This window comes from Pseudarthrobacter sp. 1G09, assembly GCF_050038305.1.
GTDB lineage: Bacteria > Actinomycetota > Actinomycetes > Actinomycetales > Micrococcaceae > Arthrobacter > Arthrobacter equi.
The window spans coordinates 2,978,373-3,002,835 of the sequence record NZ_CP188306.1 but is presented as its reverse complement, the minus strand read 5'-3'; the positions used below and the strand labels follow the sequence as shown (position 1 = coordinate 3,002,835).

Sequence of the window (24,463 nt, the reverse complement as noted above, 5' to 3'; positions counted from 1 at the left end):
GAAGGACTTCGGATGCAGCAGGCAAGCGGTTCCAGGTGGCAGATCACCACGGACACCTCGGGGCCCATGATGATTGCTCTCTTTCTCCGCGATACCGCAGGACTGAACGGAGCCGGACACCCTGCGCTCTCGCACGCCAAGCCCAAGGTCCGCCCTGCCGACCACAGCCACCTCACAGCCGATGTCGGCGGGCTGGGTGCCCTGAAAACGGAGTGGGAAGCCTGGTGGGAACAACTGCTCAAGGCCTACCCGCACACCTCTCCGGACCTCTCGCCGCCGGACTTCGAGGCATTCGGCAACTCTCCGGCCCTCCAACGGGTCCTGCAGGCACACTTTGGTTCCGCCCTGACCTGGGCCAGGGAACGGCGGAGCGAATACGCAGAGCTGGAAGCGGAACGGGAGGCCAACGGCGCTGATCACCTGCTCACCGACATGGTGGATGACAGGCTCATGGAGGTGGGCCGCGACTCGCGGGATTTCAAGCTGTCCATCATCGAGTTGCCGCTCAACGAACACCGTGCGTGGTACCTGGAGCCGGACAAAATCATCATGAGCCAGCAGCTGATGGGCGAGCCGGAGCTGTTCCGCAGTTACGTGCAGCCGGTGGTGGAAATCCTCGTCTGATCCGCAGCCGGGGCTCAGGCGCCGGAGGAGGCCCGGGACACGGTAATGCGAACCTGGCCTTCGGCCGCGTCCGACTCCTGCCAGCCGGCACGGTCGTCGCGGTCCCAGCTCCTGCCTGCGACGTCCACCCGGATAACGTCAAGGCCCTTGGCATTGGCTACGGCCCATTGGGCGATCGACCACGCCGCGGTACCGCTGGCCTCCACCACAAGGACCTGCCCTTCGTCCGTTGCCGGCAGGCTTCCGTAAGCACGGCCGAGTTCGGCCAGGACCGCGCCCGTGTCACCTGCATCGCCCGCTGAACGAAGCGTGCACTGCACAGCCTCAGGAGTCTGCCCGGACAGCCCGGACGCGAAGGAGCGGCCCATGTCCTCGTGTTCGGCATAGGCGGTGGGGAAGGCGGAGCGCTGCACCCGCTGGGCCGCGTCCGTAATCTCGAGCGTTTCGTAGCCCGGCACCTTCACCAGGGCGTCGTAGAACGCGTTGACGGCGTAGTAGGGATCCATGACCTGGGCTTCGGTTCCCCACCCCTGTGACGGCCTCTGCTGGAACAGTCCGCGCGAGTCGGGTCCGGCCTGGTCGCCGTGGCCGATGTTCCGCAGCTTCGATTCCTGCATGGAAGTGGCCAACGCAATGCTGGCGGCCCGGGGAGGCAAGCCTCGCTGCACTGCGACGGCGGTGATCAACGATGCGTAGACGGCCTGGTCCGGAGCCAGTTCGGCCCTCCTGTCGCCCACCACAGCCGTGCAGCGCTCAGAAACAAGGGTTTCGGAGCGCTGCACAAAAAAGACTGCAGAGTAGATGCCGCCGGCTACCAGGACCAGGACGAGCAGCAGGACAGCGAGTCGGCGGAGGCCGCGTCTGCGTGCCACCGTGGAATCAGTTGGCGTGGAGCGCGTCGTTCAGTTCCACCGTCTGGCCCTGGCGGGGGAGGACCTCCACGGCGCCGGTGGTGGAATTGCGGCGGAAGAGAAGGTTTGGCACACCGGAAAGGTCGGCGGCCTTGACGATCTTCGTGGTGTCTTCGCCCACCTCGTCCATGGGTCCGGGAACGCGGACACGGGTACCGGCCGTTACGTACAGTCCGGCTTCAACGACCGAGTCGTCGCCGATGCTGATGCCGACGCCGGAGTTGGCTCCGAGCAGCACCCGCTCGCCGATGGTGATCTTTTCCTTGCCGCCACCCGAGAGGGTGCCCATGATCGAAGCACCACCGCCAACGTCGCTGCCGTCTCCGGTGACCACACCCGCGGAGATGCGGCCCTCAACCATGGAGGTGCCCAGGGTTCCGGCGTTGAAGTTAACAAAGCCTTCGTGCATGACAGTGGTACCGGCGGCCAGGTGGGCACCGAGGCGGACGCGGTCGGCGTCGGCGATCCGGACACCGGCGGGCACCACGTAGTCCACCATGCGCGGGAACTTGTCCACGCCGTAGACGGTGACGGCGCCACGGCGGCGGAGGCGGGCGCGCGTGAGTTCAAAGCCTTCGACGGCGGCGGGGCCGAAGTTGGTCCACACCACGTTGGGGAGCTTGGCGAAGATTCCGTCCAGGTTGATGGTGTTGGGCCGGACCAGGCGGTGCGAAAGCAGGTGAAGGCGGAGGTAGGCGTCGGCTGTGTCCGCCGGTGCCTCGTCGAGGTTGATCTGGGTGAAGACCACCTTTTGCTCGGTGCCTCGGTCCTCGTCGGCACCGTTGTCCGCAATCTGGGTCAGCGTCGGATCGGCGTGTTCCACGGAGCGGAGGTTTTCTGCGGCAACACCCAGCGACGGTGCCGGGAACCAGACGTCCAGGACAGTTGCCTCAGCCGAACCATCGCCGCTGGCGCGAGCGATTGTGGCAAGGCCAAAGCCGTGGGCGGAGCGGCTGTCAGTGGTGTCGTTCAGGGTTTCGGGCACGGCGGAGGAAGCGGTCTCAGTCATGTGGTCCAGTCTATCGAGGGGTGGCCCCAGGGTTCGAACTAGACTGGCTTCGTGACTGCCGAACCCACCCCCCGCACATCCGTATCCGCGCTGGACCTCCGACAGGACGTCGCGCTGCTGACCGCAGCCGTGATGGACATTAACAGCGTGTCGGGCAACGAGAAGGAACTTGCCGACGCCGTGGAAACGGCCCTGGCGGACATTCCCCAGCTGACGGTTGTTCGGGACGGCGATTCCATCATCGCCCGCACGGAGCTGGGGAAGGCCGAGCGCGTCATCCTCGCCGGGCACCTCGATACCGTTCCGTTGCCGTTGACGGAGGGGTCGAAGGGAACCGTGCCGTCAACCTGGGAATCCGGTGTGCCGGGGGAGGGCGTGCTGTACGGACGCGGTGCCACGGACATGAAGGGCGGGGTCGCTGTCCAGCTGGCGCTCGCTGCCACCATGTTCGACGACGGCGCCCAGCCACGGCGCGATGTCACGTTCGTCTTTTACGACCATGAGGAAGTCGAGGCCGTCAAGAGCGGGCTGGGTCGCCTGGTCCGTAACCACGGCCACCTGCTGGACGGCGACTTCGCCATACTGCTGGAACCGACCCACGGGACCGTGGAAGGCGGCTGCAACGGCACCAGCCGTTTCGAGGCCACCACCGTCGGGGAGGCTGCCCACTCGGCCCGGGCGTGGATGGGCAGCAATGCCATCCACGCGGCGGCCCCGATCCTTGCCCGGCTGGCCGCCTACGAACCACAGACCGTCAACGTTGACGGCCTCGACTACCGCGAGAGCCTGAACGCGGTGAAGATCAACGGCGGAACGGCCGGCAACGTCATTCCGGACCGCTGCGTGGTGGAGATCAACTACCGCTTTGCGCCGGACAAATCGCCGGATGAGGCCGAGGCCGTTGTCCGGAACCTGCTTGAGGGCTTCGAGGTGGTCCGTACCGACGCCGCCGCCGGTGCCCGGCCGGGCCTGAATCACCCCGCTGCAGCCTCCTTCGTGGCTGCCGTGGGAGCCGAGCCGAAGCCGAAATACGGATGGACCGACGTCGCGCGGTTCAGCGAGCGTGGGATTCCCGCCGTAAACTTCGGGCCCGGTGATCCGCTGCTGGCCCACAAGGACAATGAACACGTCCATGCCGATGCCATCCGTCAATGCCTCCGGGCGTTGCGGGACTGGCTTCAGGACTGACCGCAAGCTGCCGCCCAGGCAGCGCGGCGCTTAAACAGTTATGGCCCGGATTATCAGATCCGGGCCATAACTGTTGAAAGGCAACTCGCGGGACTAGGGGGCCCCGGCTTCCACCGCTGCCGGCTCAGCCTTTGCTGTGCCGCCGGCGGCCTTCTTCGACCCCCGGCGCTCGATCCACACGGCGAGCCGTGAGACGAGGATGTTGATGGCGATGTACATCGCCGCGGCGACGAAGAAGACGGGGAACAGGAACTGGTTGCCCAGGAAGTCCGCCATAACCTGCACGGCGCGCAGCAGCTCACCGTAGGCCACGATGTAGCCGAGGGAGGTGTCCTTCAGGAGCACCACCATCTGTGCCACGAGTGACGGCATCATGCGGCGGATGGCCTGCGGCAGTTCGATGAGCATCCGGGACCTGTAGCTGGTCAGGCCGATGGCAAGCCCGGCCTCCCGCTGGCCTTTGGGCAGCGACTGGATGCCTGCCCGGATGATCTCCGCAAACACGGCCGCGTTGTAGAGCACCAGGCCCGTGACGACGGCAATGAACGGTGAGGTGCCGAAGCCCAGGAGGACGAACAGCATCATCAGGACCACAGGCATGCCGCGCAGGAATTCCAGGACCACCCGGACCGGAATCCGGATAATGGGCGAGTCTGCAATACGCAGGAGGCACAGTGCGAGCCCCAGCGGGAACGCGATGACGGCGGCAAGGGCCGCGGCGCTGAGGGTTGCGCCCAGGCCATTGCCCAGGAGCCTCCACACATCGGCCCGGGTGAAGATCTGCCAGCGGCGGCCTTCGAAAATTCCCTGTTGGGCAAGGATCATGATGATCCAGGCCAGCAGGCCCAGGATCAGCACGGCGCCCGCGATGGAAGCGATCAGGGAAATGCGCCGGGCCTTGGGGCCGGGAACGTCGTAGAGAACGGAGCTCATCGGGCAATCGCCACCTTTCGTTCCACCGTGCTGGCAAGAATGCCCAGCGGAACGGTGAGGAGCAGATAGAAGAATGCCGTGCCGAGCAGCACGGTGATGACGGCATCGCCGTTGGCGTTGGCCAGCTGCCGGCCGTAGCCGAAGAGCTCAAGGACGAAGAACGCGCCGGCCACGGACGAGTTCTTCACCAGGGCGATCAGGATGTTGATCAGCGGCGGGATCACCGTCCTCAGCGCCTGCGGCAGGATGATGAGGGAGAGCACCTGGCCGAACGCCATCCCGATGCTGCGGGCGGCCTCGGCCTGGCCCACGGGGACACTGTTCACACCGGAACGGACAGCTTCGGCGATGAACGCTGCGGTGTAGGTGCTCAGGGCGATGATTGCGGCGATTTCGAACTGCTCGAATTTGACGCCAAGGCGGGGCAGCACAATAGCTGCGAAGAAGAAGGCAATGGTCAGGGGGGTGTTGCGGAGAACTTCCACGTAGACCGTGCTGAAACCGCGCAGGGCAGCCACGGGGGATACCCTCGCGGCGGCGAGCAGGGTACCGAGTACCAGTGCGATGACCCCGGAGACGGCGGACAGGAAGAGTGTGCGGAGAAAACCTTCCCAATACAGGGGGAGGTTTTCAAGAATGACGTCCATAGGATCCTTCGGCTCTTTGCGTGGACGGAAGTGAAGGCGGCCTGCTGCCGGGGCCGGAAGAACCCCGCCCCGGCAGCAGCCGGTCGACCTAGTAGCGGTTGATCGCGGGCAGGCTCGGGGCAGTCTTGATGACTGATCCGGCGGTGGCCTCCCAGGCCTTCTTGTAGTCGCCGTCCTTGTCGAAGGACTCAAGCTGGTCGTTGATCCAGTTGCGGAACTCGGTGTCGTCCTTCTTCAGGCCGATGCCGTAGGGCTCCTTGGTGAAGGTTTCGTCCGAGGCGAGCTTGAAGGCGTCCGGTTCCTTGTCAACGAAGCCGGCGAGGATCACGTTGTCCGTGGTGACTGCTTCAACCTGCTTGTTGCGGAGCGGCTCCAGGCAGGCGGAGTAGGTGGCAGCGGGAACCAGTTCCGCGCCGTACTTGTCCACGATGGTGGCGGCCGGGGTAGAGCCGGTCACGGAGCAGACCTTCTTGCCCTTGACGTCTTCAGGCTTCTTGATGGAGTCGTTGTCCTTGTTCACCATCAGGGCCTGGCCGGCTTCGTAGTACGGTCCGGCGAAGCTGACAACCTGCTTGCGCTTGTCGTTGATGGTGTACGTGGCGATAACCAGGTCAACCTTGCCCTGTTCGATGAAGGGTTCGCGGTTGGCGGAGACGGTCTCGGACCATTCGATCTTGTCTGCAGCGATGCCCAGCTTGGCGGCGATCAGCTTGCCGATTTCAACGTCGAAACCGACAGGTTTGCCGTCCAGGCCCACCTGGCCGAAGAGCGGCTGGTCGAACTTGGTGCCGATCTTGATGGTGCCGGCTGAGGAGATCTTTTCCATGGTGGTGCCGGCAGCGAACGTCGGCTTTTCCACGGGAGCGGGGTTGCTTCCGCCGCCGGCGTCGCCTCCGCCGCAGGCGCTCAGGGACAGGGCAAGGGCGGCGGTGGCCGCCACAACAAATGATTTCCGCCGGGTCAAAAATGCCTTCATGACATTCCTTTCATTGATGGCCGCGGATCACGGCCTGGGTGCGAACTTGGAGTGTTTGTTCGAAGGGGAATCAGTGGGTGAGGAGCTTGGAGAGGAAGTCCTTGGCGCGGTCGCTCTTGGGGTTCGTGAAGAACTCCTCGGGCGTGGCGTCCTCGACGATCTGGCCATCGGCCATGAAGACGACGCGGTCCGCGGCTTTGCGGGCGAAGCCCATCTCATGGGTGACCACGATCATGGTCATGCCTTCCTTGGCGAGCTGGACCATGACGTCCAGGACCTCGTTGATCATTTCGGGGTCGAGCGCGGAGGTGGGCTCGTCGAAAAGCATGACCTTCGGCTTCATAGCGAGGGCGCGGGCGATGGCCACGCGCTGCTGCTGGCCGCCGGAGAGCTGGGCGGGAAGCTTCGGAGCCTGGTGTCCGACGCCCACGCGCTCGAGCAGGGCCATGGCGTCCTTGTCAGCAGCAGCCTTAGCGACGCCCTTGACTTTGATGGGGCCGAGGGTGACGTTTTCGAGGATGGTCTTGTGCGCGAAGAGGTTGAAGGACTGGAACACCATTCCGACGTCGGCGCGCAACTGGGCGAGAGCCTTCCCTTCTTCGGGGAGGACCTTACCGTCAATGCTGATGGTGCCGTCCTCGATGGTCTCAAGGCGGTTGATGGCGCGGCAGAGGGTGGACTTACCGGAGCCAGAAGGCCCGATGACCACGACAACCTCGCCCTTGCGGACCTGCAGGTTGATGTCCTTCAAAACGTGCAGCTGGCCGTAATGCTTATTAACGGCGTTCAGGGAGACGAGGGCATCGCCGGGCACATGAGTAGTCATAGGAAGAATCTAGCGAAGAACGGCGGGTTATGACGCGAATCACGGCATGTTCCTGCACATCGTGATTCAAGAGATACCTGCCGTGGCTGCGCCGGGAGTCGCGTTAGCCTTGGGGAATGAGCATCAGTGCAGATCCGGCCAAGAACATCCAACCGCGCCGCAAAGGCCCCCTTGAACTCCGCCGAAAGCAGGCGGCGGTGGAAATGTCGGACCAGCATCTGCTCGATACCAAGGGCCCCGGCCAGTTTGTCCATACCGATCCGTGGCGCGTGTTGCGGATCCAGAGCGAATTCGTTGAGGGTTTTGGCGCCCTGGCGGACATCGGCAAGGCGGTCAGCGTCTTCGGTTCGGCACGCACGAAGCCGGGCAGCGTCTACTACGAAATGGGCGTTGAAGTGGGGCGCAAGCTGGCCGAAGCCGGCGTTGCGGTGATCACCGGCGGCGGCCCCGGCTCCATGGAAGCGGCCAACCGGGGCACCGTGGAAGGCAACGGAGTCTCTGTGGGCCTCGGCATTGAACTGCCGTTCGAACAGGGCCTGAACCAGTGGGTGGACCTCGGCATCAACTTCCGCTACTTCTTTGCCCGCAAGACCATGTTCGTCAAGTACGCCCAGGGATTCATCGTCCTGCCCGGCGGCCTGGGCACCCTCGATGAACTCTTCGAAGCCATGGTGCTGGTGCAGACACGAAAGGTGACGTCATTCCCCATCGTCCTGCTCGGCGTCGAGTTCTGGGGCCCCATGATCGACTGGATCAGGGGAACCCTGGTGGCCGAGGGCATGGTCTCGGAGAAGGACCTCGACCTGATCCAGGTGGTGGACAGCCCCGCCGAAGCCGTTGAGCGCGTGCTCCACGGTGGCCCCATCCCGCCCCTGAACGGCGAGCAGCGCCCGGAGTAGCACGCATCCTGCCCGGCACGGTTCTGGCACGATGGGACGGTGAGCTTCTTTCTCGTTTTCCTTGCCATCGTGCTGGTTGGGGCAGTGCTGTGGACCGGCGTCGGGCTGCGCTCGCGGAAGACCGGCCGGCAGGCGTTGCCCGCGCTGCTGGACGGCGGTTTTGAGCAGCCGCCGGCAAACCTTCCGCCCGTGCTGCTCCCGGCCGACGCCGCGCCCCGCGATGTGGACCGGGTGCGTTTCGCGCTCGGCCTCCGGGGCTACCGCATGGACCAGGTGGACCAGGTCCTCGACGAGCTGCGGGACCAGCTCGCTGCGGCCCGGCAGGAGTCCGACGAGCTGCGGTCACGCCTCCACGCCCTGGAGGCCAACGCCGGGCGAGGGGACAGCAAAGGCGGGGTGTCCGCCGTCGAGCCCGGAAAGACGTCCGACGGCGGGATCGCGCCATCCGCTGCGGACGTCCAGTGAGCACCGTGGACAGCCGCCGCGCGAACCTTGGTTCTGCGCAGGCTGCGGCCGCCAGGGCGGGCGAAGTGGTCCGGCGCTGGCCTTGGTGGGCGCAGGTGTCCCTTATCTACGTGGCTGCCCGGCTCGTCAGCGCCTGCATCTTCATGGCTGCAGCCCTGCATCAAGGCGCCAACCCATGGTTCCCGGCCAAACCTGACTATTGGAATTTCATCAATATCTGGGATGCCCGGTGGTACGGCGAAGTCATTGCCAACGGCTACCCCAAGCAACTGCCCACGGATGCCCTGGGCAACGTGCAGGAGAATGCCTGGGCGTTCTACCCGCTTTTCCCGGCGCTGGCCCGCGGCCTCAGCGGCCTGACCGGGATGAACCCCGCAGCCTCGCTGACCATCATCGCCATGCTGTCCGGCTGGGCGGCCGCCCTTGTGGTTTACGTGCTGTTCCGGCACAAAGCGCCCCACGCTCCGGCGTTGTGGGGGGTGGCGTTCTTCGCCACGTTCCCGGTGTCGGCCGTCCTGCAGGTGCCCTATGCGGAGCCGCTCACGCTGCTGCTGCTGGCGGCGGCGCTACTGCTGGTGGTCCGCCGGCAGTACCTGTGGGCGTTGCCCGTGGTGGTGCTGATGTGCCTGTCACGCCCGGTGGGGGTACCCTTCGCCGCGATGCTGGGGATCCTCTTCGTCGCCCGGCTGGTGTCCCGGTTCAGGCAGGGACAAGCGACTACACCGAATTCCGCCGGGCACTTGGCCGGTGAACTGGTCCGCCTGGGGGCCCTGACCGGTGTCGCCGGCCTGTCCGCCCTGGCTTGGCCGGCGGCAGCGTGGGCTGCAACGGGCGACATCGAGGCGTATACCAAGACGGAGACGGTGTGGCGCGGGCATGACCTGGTGCCGTTCACGCCCTGGTTCGATACCGGCGTCGACCTTTTCGGCCCGGTGCTGGGCGTACTGGCCCCGTTTGTTTTCGTGGCGCTGTTCGGCGCCATGCTGTTCCTTCCGCCGGTGGTGCGCCTTGGCCTTGAAATGCGCCTGTGGTGCGCCTGCTACATGGGTTACCTGGTGGTTTTCCTGCACCCGCAGACCAGCACCTTCCGGATGCTGTTGCCCCTATTCCCGCTGGCATTGGCTGCCGTCCTGCTGTCCCGCTCGAGGGCATACCGGGGGACTGTCGTGACAATGTTCCTGCTGCTGCAGATGGTGTGGATCGTATGGCTGTGGGCCTGGGCGCAGTTGCCCGGGGGTGGCGATTACCCGCCCTGATTAATTGTGCTTCCGTGCAGGTCAAAGCCGGAATTAAGGCGTGCCGAAAATGTCCATCGATTAGCTACGTACGGGTAATTCCGGGATAATAGTCAGTAAGCAAGGACAAAAAGCATTCAGAATACGCGCAGCTTTGGCGGTGGAGAGCCCCGCCGTCATAGCAGCCTGATCGACATGCGGACACAGCCCGACCGGGCTGATCAGTCCTGGGACTAAATGGAGGGGAATTCCTCATGGCTGCTATGAAACCACGCACCGGCGACGGCCCAATGGAAGTCACCAAGGAGGGCCGCAGCCTGATCATGCGCGTCCCGCTCGAAGGCGGCGGACGTCTTGTGGTGGAGCTGAACGCTGCGGAGGCAGCAAACCTCAAGGAATGCCTGGTAGGCGTTACCGAATAATCGTGCCGGACAGGGTCCGCGGCCTTTGGCTGCGGGCCCTGTTCCGTTCCCGGTGCTTTTCCTGCTGCTGTTCCGCGGCCGGCAGGGCGGCGTCGCGGAAACCAGGCAGCGTTACTTCTTGACGGCCACCAGCAGGCCGTCTCCGGTGGGGAGCATGGCGGTGGCCAGCCTGTCGTCCTCGCGGATTGCCTTGCCTACCTGCCGAAGGATGACCGTGTTGGGTTCGCGTCCCGCCGGATTGGCAACCTTGTCCTTGTCCAGGGCGTCGTTGATGATCAGCAGCCCGGAACGCTTCAGGAGGCGGACGGCCTGCTCCACGTAGCCGGGCAGGCCGGGCTTATCCGCGTCGATGAACACGATGTCGTAGGCGTTGTCCGTGAGGCGGGGCAGGACGTCGCCGGCGCGGCCCGAGATGGTGCGGGTCCGGTTGGCAGGGCTGCCGGCTTCGGCATAGGCTTCGCGGGCGGCTTTCAGGTGTTCAACATCCACGTCGATAGTGGTCAAAACGGCCTGCGGTCCGAGGCCGCGCAGCAGGCAAACGCCGGACACCCCCGCACCCGTTCCAATTTCGACGGCGGTTTGGGCTTTGGACGCGGCCGCCAAGACCGTAAGGACGGCCCCTACCCCCGGGCCGATGGGGGTTACGCCGAGTTCAAAGGAACGTTCCCGGGCCCGAAGCATGACGTCATCCTCAGCGGGCAGATCTTCTGCAAAGGACCAGCTGATGGACTTGTCGGCACTCATTAATGTTCGCTTTCTGGGCGTAGAGGGGGTTGTCTTCTACAGCCTAATGGGTCGGGGCGAAACCGTATGGCAGGCGGGCGGTTGCGCCCACGGCATAACTTTCCCGCAGTCAGGAAATTCCCAGCCAAGTTTGAAATGATTATTATCCGCTCATCCAAGAGATGACCGGCGCCGAATCAGAGATGTCAACAGTATCCGGGCGTTAGCATTCCACGAGGGGAGTGGACGATGTCATCTTCAGTAGTGGCACCTGTCCCAGCAGTACAACATCCCGAAGCCGATTGGGTCCGTCCCACCTGGGAAGAAGTGGTCACCAACCACTCGGCCAAAGTTTACCGGCTGGCCTACCGCCTGACCGGCAACAGGTTCGACGCCGAGGACCTCACCCAGGAGGTGTTTGTCCGCGTCTTCCGTTCGCTGGAAAACTTCAAGCCCGGAACTCTGGATGGCTGGCTGCACCGCATCACCACAAACCTCTTCCTGGACCAGGCGCGCCGCAAGACCCGCATCAGGTTTGACGCACTGGCCGAGGACGCCGAGTCCCGCCTTCCCGGACGCGAGCCCGGTCCGGAGCAGAGCTTCGAATTGAACAACCTGGACCTGGACGTCCAGGCCGCCCTGGAGGAACTGCCGCCGGACTTCCGCGCCGCCGTCGTGCTGTGCGACCTCGAAGGCCTGTCCTACGACGAGGTGGCAGCAGCCCTAGGCGTGAAGCTCGGGACAGTCCGCTCCCGGATCCACCGCGGCAGGACCATGCTGCGGGAAAAGCTCGCGCACAGGGATCCCCGGCCGCAGCATGCCCGGCGCAAATTGTCCATGCCCCGCATCGCCGGCATCCTCTGATCGGCGCATGAGGCCCCCCTTCAACTCCGGCGGCAGGCACGCGCGTACCTCCAGCCACGTGGCATCCTGTCCGGAATGCGCCCTGGCCATGCGCCGGGAACGCCAGTATTTGGAGCGGCTCCGTGAGGCTCCCATCCCGCCGGCAAGCAACGACCTGACGGCGCGGCTCCTGGAACGGACGTCGCTGCTCGCGGCCCAGCCGGTTCCGGCAACGCCTCCCGCCACTGGCTCCCTCACGGCAGCACGAGTCCTGGCCATGGCCGCGGGCGGCACCGTGGCCGCCGCCGGTGTCCTCGGCGTCGGTGCCCTCGCTGCGGCCGGAGAGCCCCTTCCCGGAAATTCCGTTGCGCCGGCAACCCTCGCCCAGGTCTCGGCACACACCCCCGCCGACGGCAGGGCCCTCACCGCGGACCAGCTCAGGAGCCTGCGCCAGGAGGGCTGGGCCTGCCCGGTGCTCGAAGCCATGGGGTTCCGCCTGGAGTCCGCCAAAGCAGTTGTCAGGGACGGCCAGCCGGCGGTGGAGCTGCGGCTTAGCGACGGATCGCACTACGCCACCGTGACCGAACAGCATGCGGGCAACACGGCGGCGGTGGAAGCGGTGGGCCGCCAGGGCAGTCCAGTCCAGGTCCTGGGAACCTCGCCGTGGTCAGCCACCTACACGTCCGGGGGGCGGACCTTCACTTTCGAGTCGAACCTGCCCGCCGATCAGGCAGACGATGCAGGGCCCATCCTGGAGCAAGTCGGCGGCGTGGCCGCGGAGGGGCTCACAGCGGGCGTCGACAGCAGCGCCCAAGACGCCGCCGGGGAGCCCCTGGGAAACCGATTACAGCGCGGAATCAACAGGATCGTGGCCGTCTTTACCCAGTAATGCGGGCTGTTTCCGCCCCCGCCGGGCGCGAATCGTCACTGGCAGCCCGGAGAGGGTAATCTTCCTAAAGTGTTTGGTATCAACGGCCCGGAGTTCTTCCTCCTGCTGATCATCGGTGTCCTGGTGATCGGCCCCCAGAGGCTGCCCGAATATACCCAGAAGCTCGCCAACCTGGTGAAGGAAGTCCGGCGCATGGCGTCCGGTGCCCGCGAGCAGATCAAGGAAGAAGTGGGCATCGACATCGACGATGTCGACTGGAAGAAGTACGATCCCCGGCAGTACGACCCGCGGCGCATCATCAAGGAAGCGCTGCTGGATGACGACACCAAGCCCATCAGTTCCGGCGCCCCGGCCGCAGTGGCAGCCGTTGCGGGAGCAGCAGCAGTAGGAGCGGCAGATGAGTCCGCCCCGTCCCGGCCGGAACGCGTAGTGCAGAGCCTGCCACCGGGCGAGGCAGCACCATTCGACACCGAGGCCACCTGAGCCGTTCCGGCCAAGCGGCTGGCGGGAGTAGAGCAGCGTGACTAGCGGGGCTGCAGGCCCAGCTTCATCCCGGCCAGGCCACGCGGCTTTGAAGCCAGGCTCGCGGCAATTTCCGTCAACGCCTTAGCCGCCGCAGTGTCCGGCTGGCCAAGCACGATGGGCGCCCCGGTGTCGCCGCCTTCGCGAAGTTTGATGTCCAGCGGGATCTGGCCCAGCAGTGGAACGTCGGCGCCCACAGCTGCTGTCAGCCGCTTGGTGAGCACCGCCCCGCCGCCGCTTCCGAACAGTTCCATCCTCCCGCCGTCGGGCATCTCAAGGTATGACATGTTCTCGATGACGCCCGCAACCGTTTGCCCCGTTTGGGTGGCGATGGCGCCGGCGCGTTCGGCGACGTCCGCGGCGGCAGCCTGCGGGGTGGTGACCACCAGGATCTCCGCCTTGGGCAGCAACTGGGCCACCGAAATGGCAATATCTCCGGTCCCCGGCGGAAGGTCGAGGAAGAGGGCGTCCAGGTCCCCGAAGTAGACGTCCGTGAGGAACTGCTCGAGTGCCCGGTGCAGCATTGGCCCGCGCCAGGCCACGGGCTGGTTGCCGGTGACGAACATGCCGATGGAAATAACCTTCACGCCGTAGGCCACCGGCGGCAGGATCATGTCGTCCACCCGCGTGGGGGCCTGGGTGATGCCCATGAGCGCCGGAACAGAGAAACCGTAGACATCCGCGTCCACGATCCCCACGCGGAGCCCCTGCGCGGCCAGTGCGGTGGCGAGGTTGACGGTTACGGAGGACTTGCCCACCCCGCCCTTGCCGCTGGCAACCGCATAGACCTTCGTCAGGGAACCGGGCTGGTTGAAGGGGATGCCGCGCTGCCCGCCGGGCCCGCGGAGTTTCTCCTTCAGGGCATCCCGCTGGGCCTGGTCCATGACCTTGAGTTCGACGTCGACTCCGGTCACCCCCGGGACCGCTGCCAGGGCCGACTCGGCGTCGGACGTGATGGTGTCCCTCAAGGGGCAGCCGGCGATGGTGAGCAGGACCGTGAGGTTGACCTTGCCGTCCCCGGACAGGTGCACGGCGTCCACCATGCCGAGTTCGGTGATGGGACGCCGCAGTTCAGGGTCAATGACGGTTGCGAGGGCGTCGTTGACGTCCTGGAGCAGCTGGGAATCGCTTGGTGTTGCTGTATCCATGAAGGGTGTTTACCGGTCCTGGGTGGAATGGCCGGGCTTGACCCGGGGGATCTGCTGCGTGCGGGGATTGCGCTGCCGGTCGCGTTGTTCGCGGAGCTTTTCCTTGACTTTGTCCTTGGGCGACTCGTGGCTGCCCTGGCCGGTGGTGTCGTGCGTGCGCAGTTCTTCCTGGGCTTCCAGCATGTCCTCGAGGAGGGAGCGCAGCTCGGCCCGGACGTAGTCGCGCGTGGCTACCTCGCGCAGGGCGATCCGCAGCGACGCAAGTTCCCGGGTGAGGTATTCGGTGTCGGACAGGTTCCGCTCGGCACGCTGCCGGTCCTGCTGGAGGGACACGCGGTCGCGGTCGTCCTGCCGGTTCTGGGCCAGCAGCAGCAGCGGTGCCGCGTAGGACGCCTGGAGGGACAGCATCAGCGTCAGCAGCGTGAAGCCGAGGTCGCGGGAGTCGAACTGCCAGTCAACTGGCGCCCAGGTGTTCCAGCAGAGCCAGAAGATGCAGAAAATGGTCATGTAGACCAGGAACTGCGGAGTGCCCATGAAACGGGCGAAGCCCTCCGTGGCGTGGCCGAACGCGTCGGGGTCCGGAGAGAACTTGGGCAGGATCCGCTGCCTTCCACTCAGCGGCGTGTCCAGGCTGCCTTTGTTGTTGTTCTTGGCCGCGGCGGTGCCCGTGTTCCGCTGATTGGGGTTCTTCGGAGCGCTGTTGTCAGCCAATACGGCCACCGAGCCTTCTTATCGGGGCCTCGCCATCATGGGCGCGCCAATCATCCGGCAACAGATGATCCAAAACGTCATCAACAGTCACCGCCCCCACAAGCCGGCCGGCATCGTTGACCACCGGAAGGGAGTTCAGGTTATAGGTCGCCAGGGTCCGCGCCACTTCGCTGATGTGGGCCTGGTCGGACAACGGCTCAAGGTTCTTGTCCACCAGGTTGCCCAGCGGCTCGAAAGGCGGGAACCGAAGCAGCTGCTGGATGTGCACCACACCCAGGAACCGGCCGGTGGGAGTCTCCATGGGCGGCCTGGCAATGAAGATGGACGAGGCCAGCGCGGGGGAGAGTTCCTCGCGCCGGACATGTGCCAGCGCTTCAGCCACTGTGGCTTCGGGGGGCAGGATGACCGGTACCGGGGTCATGAGGCCGCCGGCGGTGTCTTCGTCGTATTCCAGGAGCCGGCGGACGTCCTCGGCGCCCTCGGGCTCCATCAGCTGCAGGAGTTCCTCAGCCTGTGCCGTGGGGAGTTCGCCGAGGAGGTCGGCGGCGTCGTCCGGGTCCATTTCCTCGAGCACGTCGGCGGCCCGCTGGATGTCCAGGGAGGAGAGGATCTCCACCTGGTCGTCCTCGGGCAGCTCCTGGAGCACGTCTGCCAGTCGCTCGTCCTGCAGTTCACTGGCCACTTCGAAACGCCGCTTGTCGCTCATTTCCTGGAGCGCCTCGGCGAAGTCTGCCGGTTTGAGGTCCTCGTGGTTGGCCACGAACTGGGTTGCTGCTTGCGGCTCGGTGCGGGCGCCCTGCTGGGCGTCGGCCCAGTCGATGATGAGGGTTTCGTTGCGGCGCAGCCGGCTGAGCGGTGACAGGGAGTGCCCGCGCCGGACGAAGAGCTTGCTGACGAACCACTCGCGGGACCTGTGCTGGTCCATGGCGATGTCCTCGATGGTGGCGTCGCCGCTGCCGTCCCGGAGGGTCACGCGGCGGTCGAACATCTCGGCCACCACCAGGGTTTCCGCCCCGCGCTGTTCGAACCTGCGCAGGTTGACCAGGCCGGTGCAGATGACCTGCGTCTGGTCGATGGAGGTGATGCGCGTCATCGGCACGAACACGCGCTTCTTTCCGGGCACTTCGACGACGATACCCACCACATGGGGGGCTCCCTGGGAGCCGCGGGAGAGCACCACAACATCGCGTAACCGGCCCAGCCGGTCACCCAAGGGGTCGAAGACGTCGAGTCCCAGGAGGCGCGCCACGAAGACACGGGTAGGTGTTGTGCTCACTTGTACAGGCTACCGAGTCTGCTCACTTTTAGCTGAATTTACAGGCAGCACACAACCTCATGGGCAAGAATGGGGGTATGGCAAACATTTTTGGTGCTCCCCGGACAGGTGGCCCCAACGGCCTTGACCAAGCCAGGGCCGTCCCCACCGGCGACACCGTGGGTTCCTACACCTCCTACCTGGATGCCCAGAAGGCGGTGGACTACCTCGCTGACCAGCAGTTCCCGGTGCAGATGGTGTCCATCGTCGGCAACGAGCTGAAGATGGTTGAACGGGTCACCGGGCGCCTCAGCTACCCCCGTGTTGCCCTGTCGGGAGCCCTCAGCGGCATGTGGTTCGGCCTGTTCGTTGGTGTGATGCTTTCCTTCTTCGCGCCCTCGCCCGGGTACTTCTCCATCCTCACGTCCGTGTTGATGGGTGCCGCCTTCTTCATGCTCTTCGGCATTGTTACCTACGCGATGCAGCGCGGAAAGCGGGACTTTACGTCCACCAGCCAGGTGGTTGCCACCAGCTATGACGTGATCGTGGCGCCGGAGGCAGCACAGGAAGCCCGCCGCCTGCTGCAGCAGCTCCCCATGACCCGCTCGGACGCCGCCGGCGGCAACACCCACCAGCCACGGCACGGCTACCAGAACCAGCCGTTCGACCAGCAGAACCAGCCTTACAACCCGCAGAACCAGCCCTACAACCCGCCAAACAACCAGCAGGGTCCGGCGCGTCCCAATGGCTGGAACGATCCCTACGGCCAGCAGGGACACCCGCAGGATCCCGGCTACCCCACACAGGGCCAGCAGGGTGAGCACCCCGCGCCGCAGCAGGACGCGCAGCAGCACCAGGGGCAGCAGTACGACGGCGGGCAGCACCAGCAGCCTGCGGCAGCACCAACCCGCGCGGTCCGGTACCCCGACCTCCCCGACGGGCGGCCTCAGTACGGCGTCAGGCTGACGCAGGGCCAGGATGGCGGAACACAGCAGCCTGCCGCGCCCGCGCAGCCGGAGGCCGGTCCGCAGCACCATGGTGAGGCACCCGCCGGCGAAGGCCAGGACGCCGGCACTGCAGAGCGGCCCGCGGACCCGCGCCACTAGGGACAGCAGCAAAAAGCGGTGCCGCCGGAGGAGTCCGGCGGCACCGCTTTTTTGTGCCTGTTGTGCGGCCGGTCAGCCAGGCGTCAGCCCTGGGCCGCCTGCCGGGATTCGTCTGCTTCGCGGTAGATGCCGGCCATCCACGTCTCCACATCCTCCGGCGTGCGGGGCAACGCCGCGCTGAGGTTTACCGGCCCGTCGGCGGTCATCAGGATGTCGTCTTCGATGCGGACACCGATGCCACGGTATTCCTCGGGGATGGCCAGGTCCTCGTCCTTGAAGTAGAGGCCCGGTTCGATGGTGAACACCATGCCTTCGGCCAGGATGCCGTCCAGGTACAGCTCCCGCTTGGCCTGGGCGCAGTCGTGGACGTCGAGGCCAAGGTGGTGGCTGGTGCCGTGCGGCATCCACCGCCGGTGCTGTTGGCCTTCGGGGCTGATGGCCTCCTCCACGCTGACGGGAAGGAGGCCCCATTCGGCGAGGCGTTCCGCCAGCACAGTGGTGGCGGCGGTGTGGATATCGCGGAACTTCGTACCCGGCTGCGCTGCCGCGAACCCGGCGTCGGCCGCGTCCAGGACCGCCTGGTACACCTTGCGCTGGACATCGCTGAACTCGCCACTCGCAGGCAGGGTGCGGGTGATGTCTGCGGTGTAGAGGGAGTCGGCCTCGACCCCGGCGTCCAGGAGCAGGAGCTCGCCGGCGTGGATCTTCCCGGTATTGCGCGTCCAGTGCAGCACGGTGGCGTTGTTGCCGGATGCGGCGATGGTGTCGTAGCCCAGCTCGTTGCCCACCTCGCGGGCGCGGGCGAAGAAGGCGCCTTCCACTACCCGCTCGCCGCGGGCGTGGGTCAGGGCGCGCGGCAAGACCTTGACCACTTCTTCGAAGCCTTCCACCGTGGCGGCCACGGCGAGCTCCATCTGCCCGATCTCCCACTCGTCCTTGATCAGGCGCAGCTCGGAGAGGGCTTCGCTGAGCTTCTCGTCCAGGGCATCGAGGACGCCCATGTCGAGGTTTTCGGGATCCTTGGCGGTGTTGTACCGGGCAGTGTCCACCAGGGCGTCAATGTTCTCGTCCACCTTGCGGACCAGGCGGATGGAGATGCCGCCAATCTCCGGTGCGCCCACGTTCTTGGTGATCGCCGTTTCCAGCTGGTCGATGTGGCCGGTGGCCAGGCCAAGGCGTGCTTCGAACTCGGCCAGGGTGGGCCGGGCGCCAATCCAGAATTCGCCGGAGCGGGAGTCGGCGTAGAACTGTTCCGTATCCCTGCCGGCCAGCGGACGGAAGTAGAGCGTGGCGCGGTGGTTCCCGCCGTCGTCGCCCTTTCCTTCATCAACGGGTTCCAGCACCAGGACGGCGTCCGGCTCGTGGTCCAGGCCCAGCCCTGTCAGGTGGGCAAAGCCGGAATGCGGCCGGAACCGATAGTCGCAGTCGTTGGAGCGGACCTTGGGCGGACCTGCGGGAAGGACCAGGCGTTCACCTTTGAACTGGGCGGAGATGGCCTTGCGCCGGGTCGCGGCGTGGCCTGCGACGTCGTCGCGGCCGGGAATTTCCTGGCTGGACGGCGCCCAGTTGCTGGCCATGAAGGCCTTGAAGGCGTCGGAACTGGGCCGCTGCGAGCGGTTGTTGACGCGCTCCTCCAGCGGCTGGTTAGCAGAGGTGGGGGTGTTTTCGGCATCGTTCACGGGACCATCGTCTCACCAGCGTCCCGCGTGCGCGAACAGCCTCCGGTGCCGGAGCCGCAGGGTCAACTAGTCTGTATGGGTGAGGATCGACCTGCATGCCCACTCCAATGTCTCCGACGGCACGGAGAAACCCGCCGACGTCATGGCCTCTGCCGCCCGCGCGGGCCTGGACGTGGTGGCGCTGACTGACCATGACTCCACGGACGGGTGGGCGGAAGCATCTTCCGCCGCGATCGACGTGGGGGTGGCACTGGTCCCCGGCATGGAGGTGTCCTGCCGGACGGCTGAGGGCATCAGCGTCCACCTGCTCAGCTACCTGCACGACCCCGCACACCCCGGGCTGCTCGAGGAAATCACGAAGGCCAAGCAGGCCCGCCATACCCGGGCGGAGCGGATGGTCACGCTCCTGGCCGAGGACTATCCCCTCACGTGGGACGACGTCATTCACCATGTGGCGCCGGGGGCCACGCTGGGCCGCCCGCATATCGCCGATGCCCTGGTGGCGGCAGGCGTGGTGGAGGACCGCTCGGAGGCCTTCGCTTCCATCCTGACCTCCCGCTCCCGCTACTTCATCCCGCACTACGCACCCAACCCGGCGGTCGCCGTCGAGCTGGTCTGCGCGGCCGGAGGTGTTCCCGTCTTCGCCCATCCGGTGGCGTCCTCCCGCGGCAGGATCGTGGGGGAGCGGGTCTACCGGGACATGATCGATGCGGGGCTGGCGGGACTGGAGGTCGATCACCGCGACAACCCTGAGGAAGGCCGCAGCTTCCTGCGCCGCCTGGCCGCGGAGAACAACCTGCTAATCACCGGGTCCTCGGACTACCACGGCACGGGCAAGCCGAACCTGCTCGGCGAAAACCTGACCGCACCGGACGTGCTGGCGCGGATCGAAGAGCTGGGTTCGGGAACCGCCGTGGTCCGTCCCTGATCCCTGCCCACCTTCCCAACCGGGTAGCAGCAGATGCCGTTTTGGAGGCTCAAAACGACATCCAGTGCTACCTACTTGGGTGGGAAGGACGCAAAGGTCGCGTGGGCACCCAGCCGCTTGGCCATGATGTCCACGGCCGGCTGGTTCTGGTCCACGCACACGAACCTGCGGCCCAGCTTGGCCGCCACCGCACCGAGGGTTCCGGAGCCGGCGAAGAAGTCCAGGCACCAGTCGCCGGGCCGGCTGGACGCTGAGACGACACGGCGGATGAGACCCTCAGGCTTCTGCGTGGGGTAGCCCGTCTTCTCCTTGCCGGTGGGCGAAACAATGGTGTGCCACCAGACGTCGGTGGGCAGTTTGCCCAACTCGCGCTTGGCCGGGGTGACAAGGCCCGGCGCCATGTACGGCTCCCGGTCCACCTCGGCGTTGTCGAAGTGGTACTTGGACGGGTTCTTGACGTACACCAGGATGTTGTCGTGCTTGGTGGGCCAACGGTTCCTGGCGCGGGCGCCGTAGTCGTAGGCCCAGATGATCTCGTTCAGGAAGCATTCGCGGCCGAAGATGGCGTCCAGCATGACCTTGGCATAATGCACCTCGCGGTAATCCAGGTGGAGGTACAGCGTGCCGTCGTCGGCCAGCAGCCGCCAGGCTTCCACCAGGCGCGGCTCCAGGAAGGACCAATAATCGCTGAAGGCGTCGTCGTAGCGGTGCAGGGCGCCCTTGATGGTGTCGTAGGAGCGGCCCTTGAAGCCCACACGGTCACCGCTGCCGCCGGCGTTGGCAACCATGCGGGTTTCCTGCCGGCTTTGCGCCCGGCCCGTGTTGAAGGGCGGGTCCACGTAGATCAGCGTGAAGGCGCCGTCCGGCAGCGTGGGGAGGTACTGCGCGTTATCCGCGTGCACCACCAGGCTGCCGCCGTCCGGCGCCCAAACAGTGTTCGTCATTCCGTCAGGTCAGCCCTCGGTGCTGCCGGGCTGGGTGCCCTTGTCTGCACCGGCCACTACCTCGCCGTTGCGGCGCCGGGTACGCGTGCGGGGGCGGCGGGTGCGCGAAGACTTTTCAGCGTCGGAGGCGGCTGCCGCTTCCGGACCGGCGGCCGGGGCTGCGGGGGTTTCGGCAGCATCAGAGGACGTACGACGACGGCGCTCACCAGAGCGGCCTGCTTCCGGGCTGCGTCCGTCGCGTCCGCCCGAACGCGACCGGCCGCGGCCTTCACGGTCCCGGCCATCGTTTCCGCGGCTTTCCCGGCTGTTCTTCTTGCCGGTTTCACCCAGGTCCTCGAGGACCTCGGCGTCGACGCCCGCGAGGGTGCGCTTGTTGCGGGGCAAACGGCCCTTGGTTCCCTCGGGGATGTCCAGCTCTTCGTAGAGGTGCGGGGAGGAGGAGTACGTCTCCACCGGCTCAGGCACGCTCAGGCCGAGTGCCTTGTTGATCAGGCCCCACCGGGGCATGTCGTCCCAGTCCACGAAGGTCACAGCCGTGCCCTTGTTGCCGGCGCGGCCGGTACGGCCCACCCGGTGCAGATAGATCTTCTCGTCCTCGACGCACTGGTAGTTGATCACGTGCGTGACGTCATCCACGTCGATGCCACGGGCAGCAACGTCGGTTGCCACCAGGACGTCCACCTTGTTGTTGCGGAACGCGCGCAGGGCCTGCTCGCGTGCACCCTGGCCCAGGTCGCCGTGGATTGCTGCGGCCGCAAAGCCGCGGTCCACCAGTTCCTCTGCCACCTTGGCTGCGGTGCGCTTGGTCTTGGTGAAGATGATGGTACGGCCGCGGCCGCGGGCCTGCAGGATCCGGGCAACAACCTCGATCTTGTCCATGCTGTGGGCACGGTAGATCAACTGCCGGATGTCCCGCTTGGTCAGGCCCTCGTCATCGGGGTCAGCGGCGCGGATGTGCGTGGGCTGGGTCATGTACCGGCGTGCCATGGCGATGACCGGGCCGGGCATTGTGGCGGAGAAGAGGAGCGTCTGGCGGACGGCAGGGGTGCCGGCGATCAGGGTCTCAACGTCAGGCAGGAAGCCGAGGTCCAGCATTTCGTCGGCCTCGTCAAGGATGACGATGCGGACGTTCTTCAGGCTCAGGTGTTTCTGCTTATAGAGGTCAATCAGGCGGCCGGGGGTGCCCACCACAATCTCGACGCCCTTCTGCAGGGCATCGACCTGGGGCTCGTAGGCGCGGCCACCGTAGATGGTGGCGATGCGTGCGTTGCGTTTGCGGGAAGCGGTTTCGAGGTCGCTTGCCACCTGCACCGCGAGCTCGCGGGTCGGCACAATCACCAAGGCCTGCGGAGCGCCCGGGACGGGCAGCTTGTCGAAGCCGGCATCGTCGCGGCCCACAACACGCTGGAGCGCCGGGATACCAAAACCGAGGGTCTTTCCGGTACCGGTCTTGGCCTGGCCGATGATGTCGTGGCCTGACAGTGCGACGGGCAGCGTCATTGCCTGGATGGGGAAGGGGTGGGTGATCCCGGCATCGGCCAAGGACTCAACAATGTCAGCACGGACGTTGTAGTCCGCAAAGGACTTCTCCGCAATTTCATGCGGCTTTTCGTCCGAGATAATGGTTTCTTCCGGCTCGATGGTCTCGGTGCCGGACTCATCGGACAGAAGCTGGTGGATATGCAATTCACTCACGGGGAGTTTCCTTATTCATTTGGGCAATCGCGCAGCGTGCTCAACAGACAGGCCGATGGGGCCGATCCGGAGCACGAACGAAGCGCGCAAGCAATTCCAGTGGAAGCCGATCGCGGGCTATCTAACGCTGGCACTGGCGACCAGCGGGTAAATCTCAAGATCGCGTAGGGGCGGGCTTGTTGGTTTCAGTTCAAGGAAATCAACGACCGGGCATCCATTTCTACCTTTTCAGTCTAGCCGCATCAGCCCGGAATCCCTGTTTCCGGGCCGTATGGAAGCCGGGACCGGATGACATCAGGCTCACTGAACCAGTTCGAAGTGCACTTCCCGGGCAGCGATATCCGACGACAGCAGGCGAACCCGGACCTTGGTGCCGGACTCAAGCTCACCCGCGCAGCGGGCCGTCACGGCAGGGTCGGCGATCTGGATGATCCCGGAGGAACCGTTCCCGTTGCTGTTCTTTCCGTTGCCATTCCCGTTGCCGGTGCCGTTGTTGCCGTTCCCGTTCCCGGAGCCGTTGTTCCCGTTTTTACCGTTGCCGTTCTCTTTCTGCGGCTTCGACCCCGAAATCACAATCGCGTCGAACTCCTGGCCGATGTGGTTGACCAGCAGGGCGGCCTCCACCGTATCCAGGGCCATGCGCTCCATCCGGGAGGCCAGCTGGTCGGAGCCCGCCATGATCTCAGGGAGGGTCGGCAGCGCATCCCGCACCCAGCCGGGGACAGTACCGCCGTTGCTCAACGCCTCGCAGGTCACCAGCACAAAGCGGTCCACCAGGCGGCGCAGCGGCGCAGTGGTGTGGGCATAGGCATCCCCGATGGCCGCCTGAACCGCGGCCTCCGGAACATTGCCGTCAAAGGCGGTGTAACCGGCGCCGCGGAAGAGCATGCCGGCCGAGTGCATGATGGCCAGCTGCCGGGGGTCCGTTGGGTCAAGGGTTCGCAGGTACTCCCCGTATCCCACCTCACCGTCCCAGGGTTTGCCCAGTGCCTCCGTCTGCAGCCGGAAATGATGCAGGGAACGCTCATCCGGCGGCGGCATGGTACGCAGGATCCCCACCTTGGCATCGAGCATGATCTTGGCGGCGGCCATCCCTGTCATCAGGGAAATCTGGGCGTTCCAGTCCTCCACCGGCAGCTGGGGCGCAGCCGCAATGCGGTAGCCGCCATCGGGCAGCTGGACGATCTCCTGGTCCGGCATGTTCAGGCTGGCGCCGTTCCGGGCGCGTTCCAAGCGGACACGCTTGAGCCCCACTTCCTTCAGCAGGACCAGAAGGGGAGAGGCAGTACCGGCGTCCAGGTCAGCCTGGGCACCCTTGTAGCTGAGTTTCGCGCGGCTTCGAACACGTGCCCGGCGGACACCGACGGACGTGACCCCGGCGTTGCCGTCGAGCCGGAAATCCCATACGAAGGCCGAGCAGTCCTGGTCCGGCAGGAGGCTGCCGGCGCCCTCACTGATGACTTCCGGGTGCAGCGGAATACGCCCGTCCGGGGCGTAGAACGTCTGGCCCCGGCGCCGGGTTTCGGCATCCAGGGGTCCGTCGGGGGCAACGAACGCGGGGACATCGGCGATGGCGTACAGGACGTGGTACCCGCCGTCGTCGTCCGTCTCGATGAAGAGGGCCTGGTCCAGGTCCGTGGACGACGCCGGATCGATGGTGACGAACTCCACCGCGGTCAGGTCGTAGTCCGGCAGGCGCAGCGCGGCCACCGCGGCCTCGGCGTCCTTGACCGCGTCACCGGGGTAGGGGCCCGGAAGTTCCAGCTCCGTCCGCAGCGCGGCCAGGGCCTCTTCCAGGGCATTGGTGCGCTCATGGACGTTGGGAGCCAGCCGATGATGTGACACGAAAGTCAGCCTAACCCCAAGTCATCCGATTACGCAGGGA

At 65.8% G+C, this 24,463-nt stretch carries 25 protein-coding genes; 11 read left to right on the top strand and 14 right to left on the bottom strand.

From position 1 onward, the window contains the following. The first annotated feature begins 12 nt into the window (after positions 1-12). Positions 13-624: a hypothetical protein gene (locus ACP3TD_RS13765; RefSeq protein WP_056075023.1), complete on the top strand. Its 612-nt coding sequence runs from the start codon at positions 13-15 to the stop codon at positions 622-624. 14 nt (positions 625-638) lie between these two features. Here ACP3TD_RS13765 and ACP3TD_RS13760 read toward each other — a convergent pair whose 3' ends face one another. Both ACP3TD_RS13760 and dapD read right to left on the bottom strand, forming a co-directional pair. Further along, positions 639-1,496, bottom strand: coding sequence for a hypothetical protein (locus tag ACP3TD_RS13760; protein WP_426763598.1), 858 nt, complete (start codon positions 1,494-1,496; stop codon positions 639-641). Between the two features lie 7 nt (positions 1,497-1,503). After that, a complete protein-coding gene (gene dapD, locus ACP3TD_RS13755) occupies positions 1,504-2,544 on the bottom strand; it encodes a 2,3,4,5-tetrahydropyridine-2,6-dicarboxylate N-succinyltransferase (RefSeq protein ID WP_426763596.1) in 1,041 nt (346 codons plus the stop codon). Positions 2,545-2,595: 51 nt separating this feature from the next. On the opposite strand from dapD, the gene dapE reads away from it, so the two are divergent. After that, positions 2,596-3,732, top strand: coding sequence for a succinyl-diaminopimelate desuccinylase (gene dapE / locus ACP3TD_RS13750; protein WP_426763595.1), 1,137 nt, complete (start codon positions 2,596-2,598; stop codon positions 3,730-3,732). A 93-nt stretch (positions 3,733-3,825) separates the two neighbouring features. Here dapE and ACP3TD_RS13745 read toward each other — a convergent pair whose 3' ends face one another. The 4 genes from ACP3TD_RS13745 to ACP3TD_RS13730 all read right to left on the bottom strand — a co-directional run bounded on the left by ACP3TD_RS13745 (position 3,826) and on the right by ACP3TD_RS13730 (position 7,114). Then, positions 3,826-4,665 carry an amino acid ABC transporter permease gene (locus ACP3TD_RS13745; RefSeq protein WP_426763594.1) on the bottom strand — a complete coding sequence of 280 codons (840 nt, stop codon included), beginning with the start codon at positions 4,663-4,665 and terminating at the stop codon, positions 3,826-3,828. Next, positions 4,662-5,312, bottom strand: coding sequence for an amino acid ABC transporter permease (locus ACP3TD_RS13740; RefSeq protein ID WP_426763593.1), 651 nt, complete (start codon positions 5,310-5,312; stop codon positions 4,662-4,664). Before ACP3TD_RS13740 ends, ACP3TD_RS13745 begins: the two co-directional genes overlap by 4 nt. An 88-nt stretch (positions 5,313-5,400) precedes the next feature. Then, positions 5,401-6,288 (bottom strand): glutamate ABC transporter substrate-binding protein, encoded by an 888-nt coding sequence (locus ACP3TD_RS13735; protein WP_426763592.1) that lies wholly within the window; start codon positions 6,286-6,288, stop codon positions 5,401-5,403. 70 nt (positions 6,289-6,358) lie between these two features. Next, positions 6,359-7,114: an amino acid ABC transporter ATP-binding protein gene (locus tag ACP3TD_RS13730; RefSeq protein WP_056074999.1), complete on the bottom strand. Its 756-nt coding sequence runs from the start codon at positions 7,112-7,114 to the stop codon at positions 6,359-6,361. A 116-nt stretch (positions 7,115-7,230) separates the two neighbouring features. Between ACP3TD_RS13730 and ACP3TD_RS13725 the strand changes: the two genes are divergently transcribed. From ACP3TD_RS13725 to ACP3TD_RS13710, 4 genes are all read left to right on the top strand, one after another. Next, on the top strand, positions 7,231-8,013 hold the full coding sequence (locus ACP3TD_RS13725) for a TIGR00730 family Rossman fold protein (protein ID WP_377202807.1): 783 nt from the start codon (positions 7,231-7,233) through the stop codon (positions 8,011-8,013). Positions 8,014-8,052: 39 nt separating this feature from the next. Further along, positions 8,053-8,478: a DivIVA domain-containing protein gene (locus tag ACP3TD_RS13720; RefSeq protein ID WP_426763591.1), complete on the top strand. Its 426-nt coding sequence runs from the start codon at positions 8,053-8,055 to the stop codon at positions 8,476-8,478. Next, positions 8,475-9,734, top strand: a complete 1,260-nt coding sequence (locus ACP3TD_RS13715) for a hypothetical protein (RefSeq protein WP_426763590.1) — start codon at positions 8,475-8,477, stop codon at positions 9,732-9,734. Before ACP3TD_RS13720 ends, ACP3TD_RS13715 begins: the two co-directional genes overlap by 4 nt. Before the next feature lie 233 nt (positions 9,735-9,967). Next, a complete protein-coding gene (locus ACP3TD_RS13710) occupies positions 9,968-10,135 on the top strand; it encodes a DUF3117 domain-containing protein (protein WP_009357720.1) in 168 nt (55 codons plus the stop codon). Between the two features lie 111 nt (positions 10,136-10,246). Here the strand turns inward: ACP3TD_RS13710 and ACP3TD_RS13705 are convergent, their stop codons facing one another. Next, on the bottom strand, positions 10,247-10,879 hold the full coding sequence (locus tag ACP3TD_RS13705) for an O-methyltransferase (RefSeq protein WP_091721644.1): 633 nt from the start codon (positions 10,877-10,879) through the stop codon (positions 10,247-10,249). Between the two features lie 228 nt (positions 10,880-11,107). On the opposite strand from ACP3TD_RS13705, the gene sigE reads away from it, so the two are divergent. The 3 genes from sigE to ACP3TD_RS13690 all read left to right on the top strand — a co-directional run bounded on the left by sigE (position 11,108) and on the right by ACP3TD_RS13690 (position 13,073). After that, positions 11,108-11,722, top strand: a complete 615-nt coding sequence (gene sigE, locus ACP3TD_RS13700) for an RNA polymerase sigma factor SigE (RefSeq protein WP_045729696.1) — start codon at positions 11,108-11,110, stop codon at positions 11,720-11,722. A gap of 7 nt (positions 11,723-11,729) precedes the next feature. Beyond that, positions 11,730-12,590 (top strand): anti-sigma factor, encoded by an 861-nt coding sequence (locus ACP3TD_RS13695; RefSeq protein ID WP_426763588.1) that lies wholly within the window; start codon positions 11,730-11,732, stop codon positions 12,588-12,590. A 69-nt stretch (positions 12,591-12,659) separates the two neighbouring features. Continuing rightward, entirely contained in the window at positions 12,660-13,073 is a 414-nt protein-coding gene (locus ACP3TD_RS13690; protein ID WP_426763586.1) for a Sec-independent protein translocase TatB, read from the top strand. A 41-nt stretch (positions 13,074-13,114) separates the two neighbouring features. Here ACP3TD_RS13690 and ACP3TD_RS13685 read toward each other — a convergent pair whose 3' ends face one another. From ACP3TD_RS13685 to ACP3TD_RS13675, 3 genes are read right to left on the bottom strand one after another with little or no spacing between them, the layout of a single operon-like run. Then, positions 13,115-14,260, bottom strand: coding sequence for an Mrp/NBP35 family ATP-binding protein (locus tag ACP3TD_RS13685; protein WP_426763585.1), 1,146 nt, complete (start codon positions 14,258-14,260; stop codon positions 13,115-13,117). Between the two features lie 9 nt (positions 14,261-14,269). Continuing rightward, positions 14,270-14,980: a DUF1003 domain-containing protein gene (locus ACP3TD_RS13680; protein WP_426763584.1), complete on the bottom strand. Its 711-nt coding sequence runs from the start codon at positions 14,978-14,980 to the stop codon at positions 14,270-14,272. After that, positions 14,964-16,247, bottom strand: coding sequence for a magnesium transporter MgtE N-terminal domain-containing protein (locus ACP3TD_RS13675; RefSeq protein ID WP_426763582.1), 1,284 nt, complete (start codon positions 16,245-16,247; stop codon positions 14,964-14,966). Before ACP3TD_RS13675 ends, ACP3TD_RS13680 begins: the two co-directional genes overlap by 17 nt. Before the next feature lie 77 nt (positions 16,248-16,324). Between ACP3TD_RS13675 and ACP3TD_RS13670 the strand changes: the two genes are divergently transcribed. Next, positions 16,325-17,332 carry a general stress protein gene (locus tag ACP3TD_RS13670; RefSeq protein WP_426763581.1) on the top strand — a complete coding sequence of 336 codons (1,008 nt, stop codon included), beginning with the start codon at positions 16,325-16,327 and terminating at the stop codon, positions 17,330-17,332. Positions 17,333-17,415: 83 nt separating this feature from the next. Here ACP3TD_RS13670 and ACP3TD_RS13665 read toward each other — a convergent pair whose 3' ends face one another. Next, positions 17,416-19,011, bottom strand: coding sequence for an aminopeptidase P family protein (locus tag ACP3TD_RS13665; RefSeq protein ID WP_426763580.1), 1,596 nt, complete (start codon positions 19,009-19,011; stop codon positions 17,416-17,418). A 79-nt stretch (positions 19,012-19,090) separates the two neighbouring features. Between ACP3TD_RS13665 and ACP3TD_RS13660 the strand changes: the two genes are divergently transcribed. After that, on the top strand, positions 19,091-19,939 hold the full coding sequence (locus ACP3TD_RS13660; protein WP_426763578.1) for a PHP domain-containing protein: 849 nt from the start codon (positions 19,091-19,093) through the stop codon (positions 19,937-19,939). 71 nt (positions 19,940-20,010) lie between these two features. Here the strand turns inward: ACP3TD_RS13660 and ACP3TD_RS13655 are convergent, their stop codons facing one another. The 3 genes from ACP3TD_RS13655 to ACP3TD_RS13645 form a co-directional block, all read right to left on the bottom strand. Beyond that, the gene (locus tag ACP3TD_RS13655) at positions 20,011-20,883 is read right to left on the bottom strand and encodes a DNA-methyltransferase (protein WP_426763577.1); all 873 of its coding nucleotides are present in this window, start codon (positions 20,881-20,883) and stop codon (positions 20,011-20,013) included. 9 nt (positions 20,884-20,892) lie between these two features. Continuing rightward, the gene (locus tag ACP3TD_RS13650; protein ID WP_426763575.1) at positions 20,893-22,578 is read right to left on the bottom strand and encodes a DEAD/DEAH box helicase; all 1,686 of its coding nucleotides are present in this window, start codon (positions 22,576-22,578) and stop codon (positions 20,893-20,895) included. 300 nt (positions 22,579-22,878) lie between these two features. Next, on the bottom strand, positions 22,879-24,423 hold the full coding sequence (locus ACP3TD_RS13645; protein WP_426763573.1) for an RNB domain-containing ribonuclease: 1,545 nt from the start codon (positions 24,421-24,423) through the stop codon (positions 22,879-22,881). Positions 24,424-24,463 lie beyond the last annotated feature (40 nt).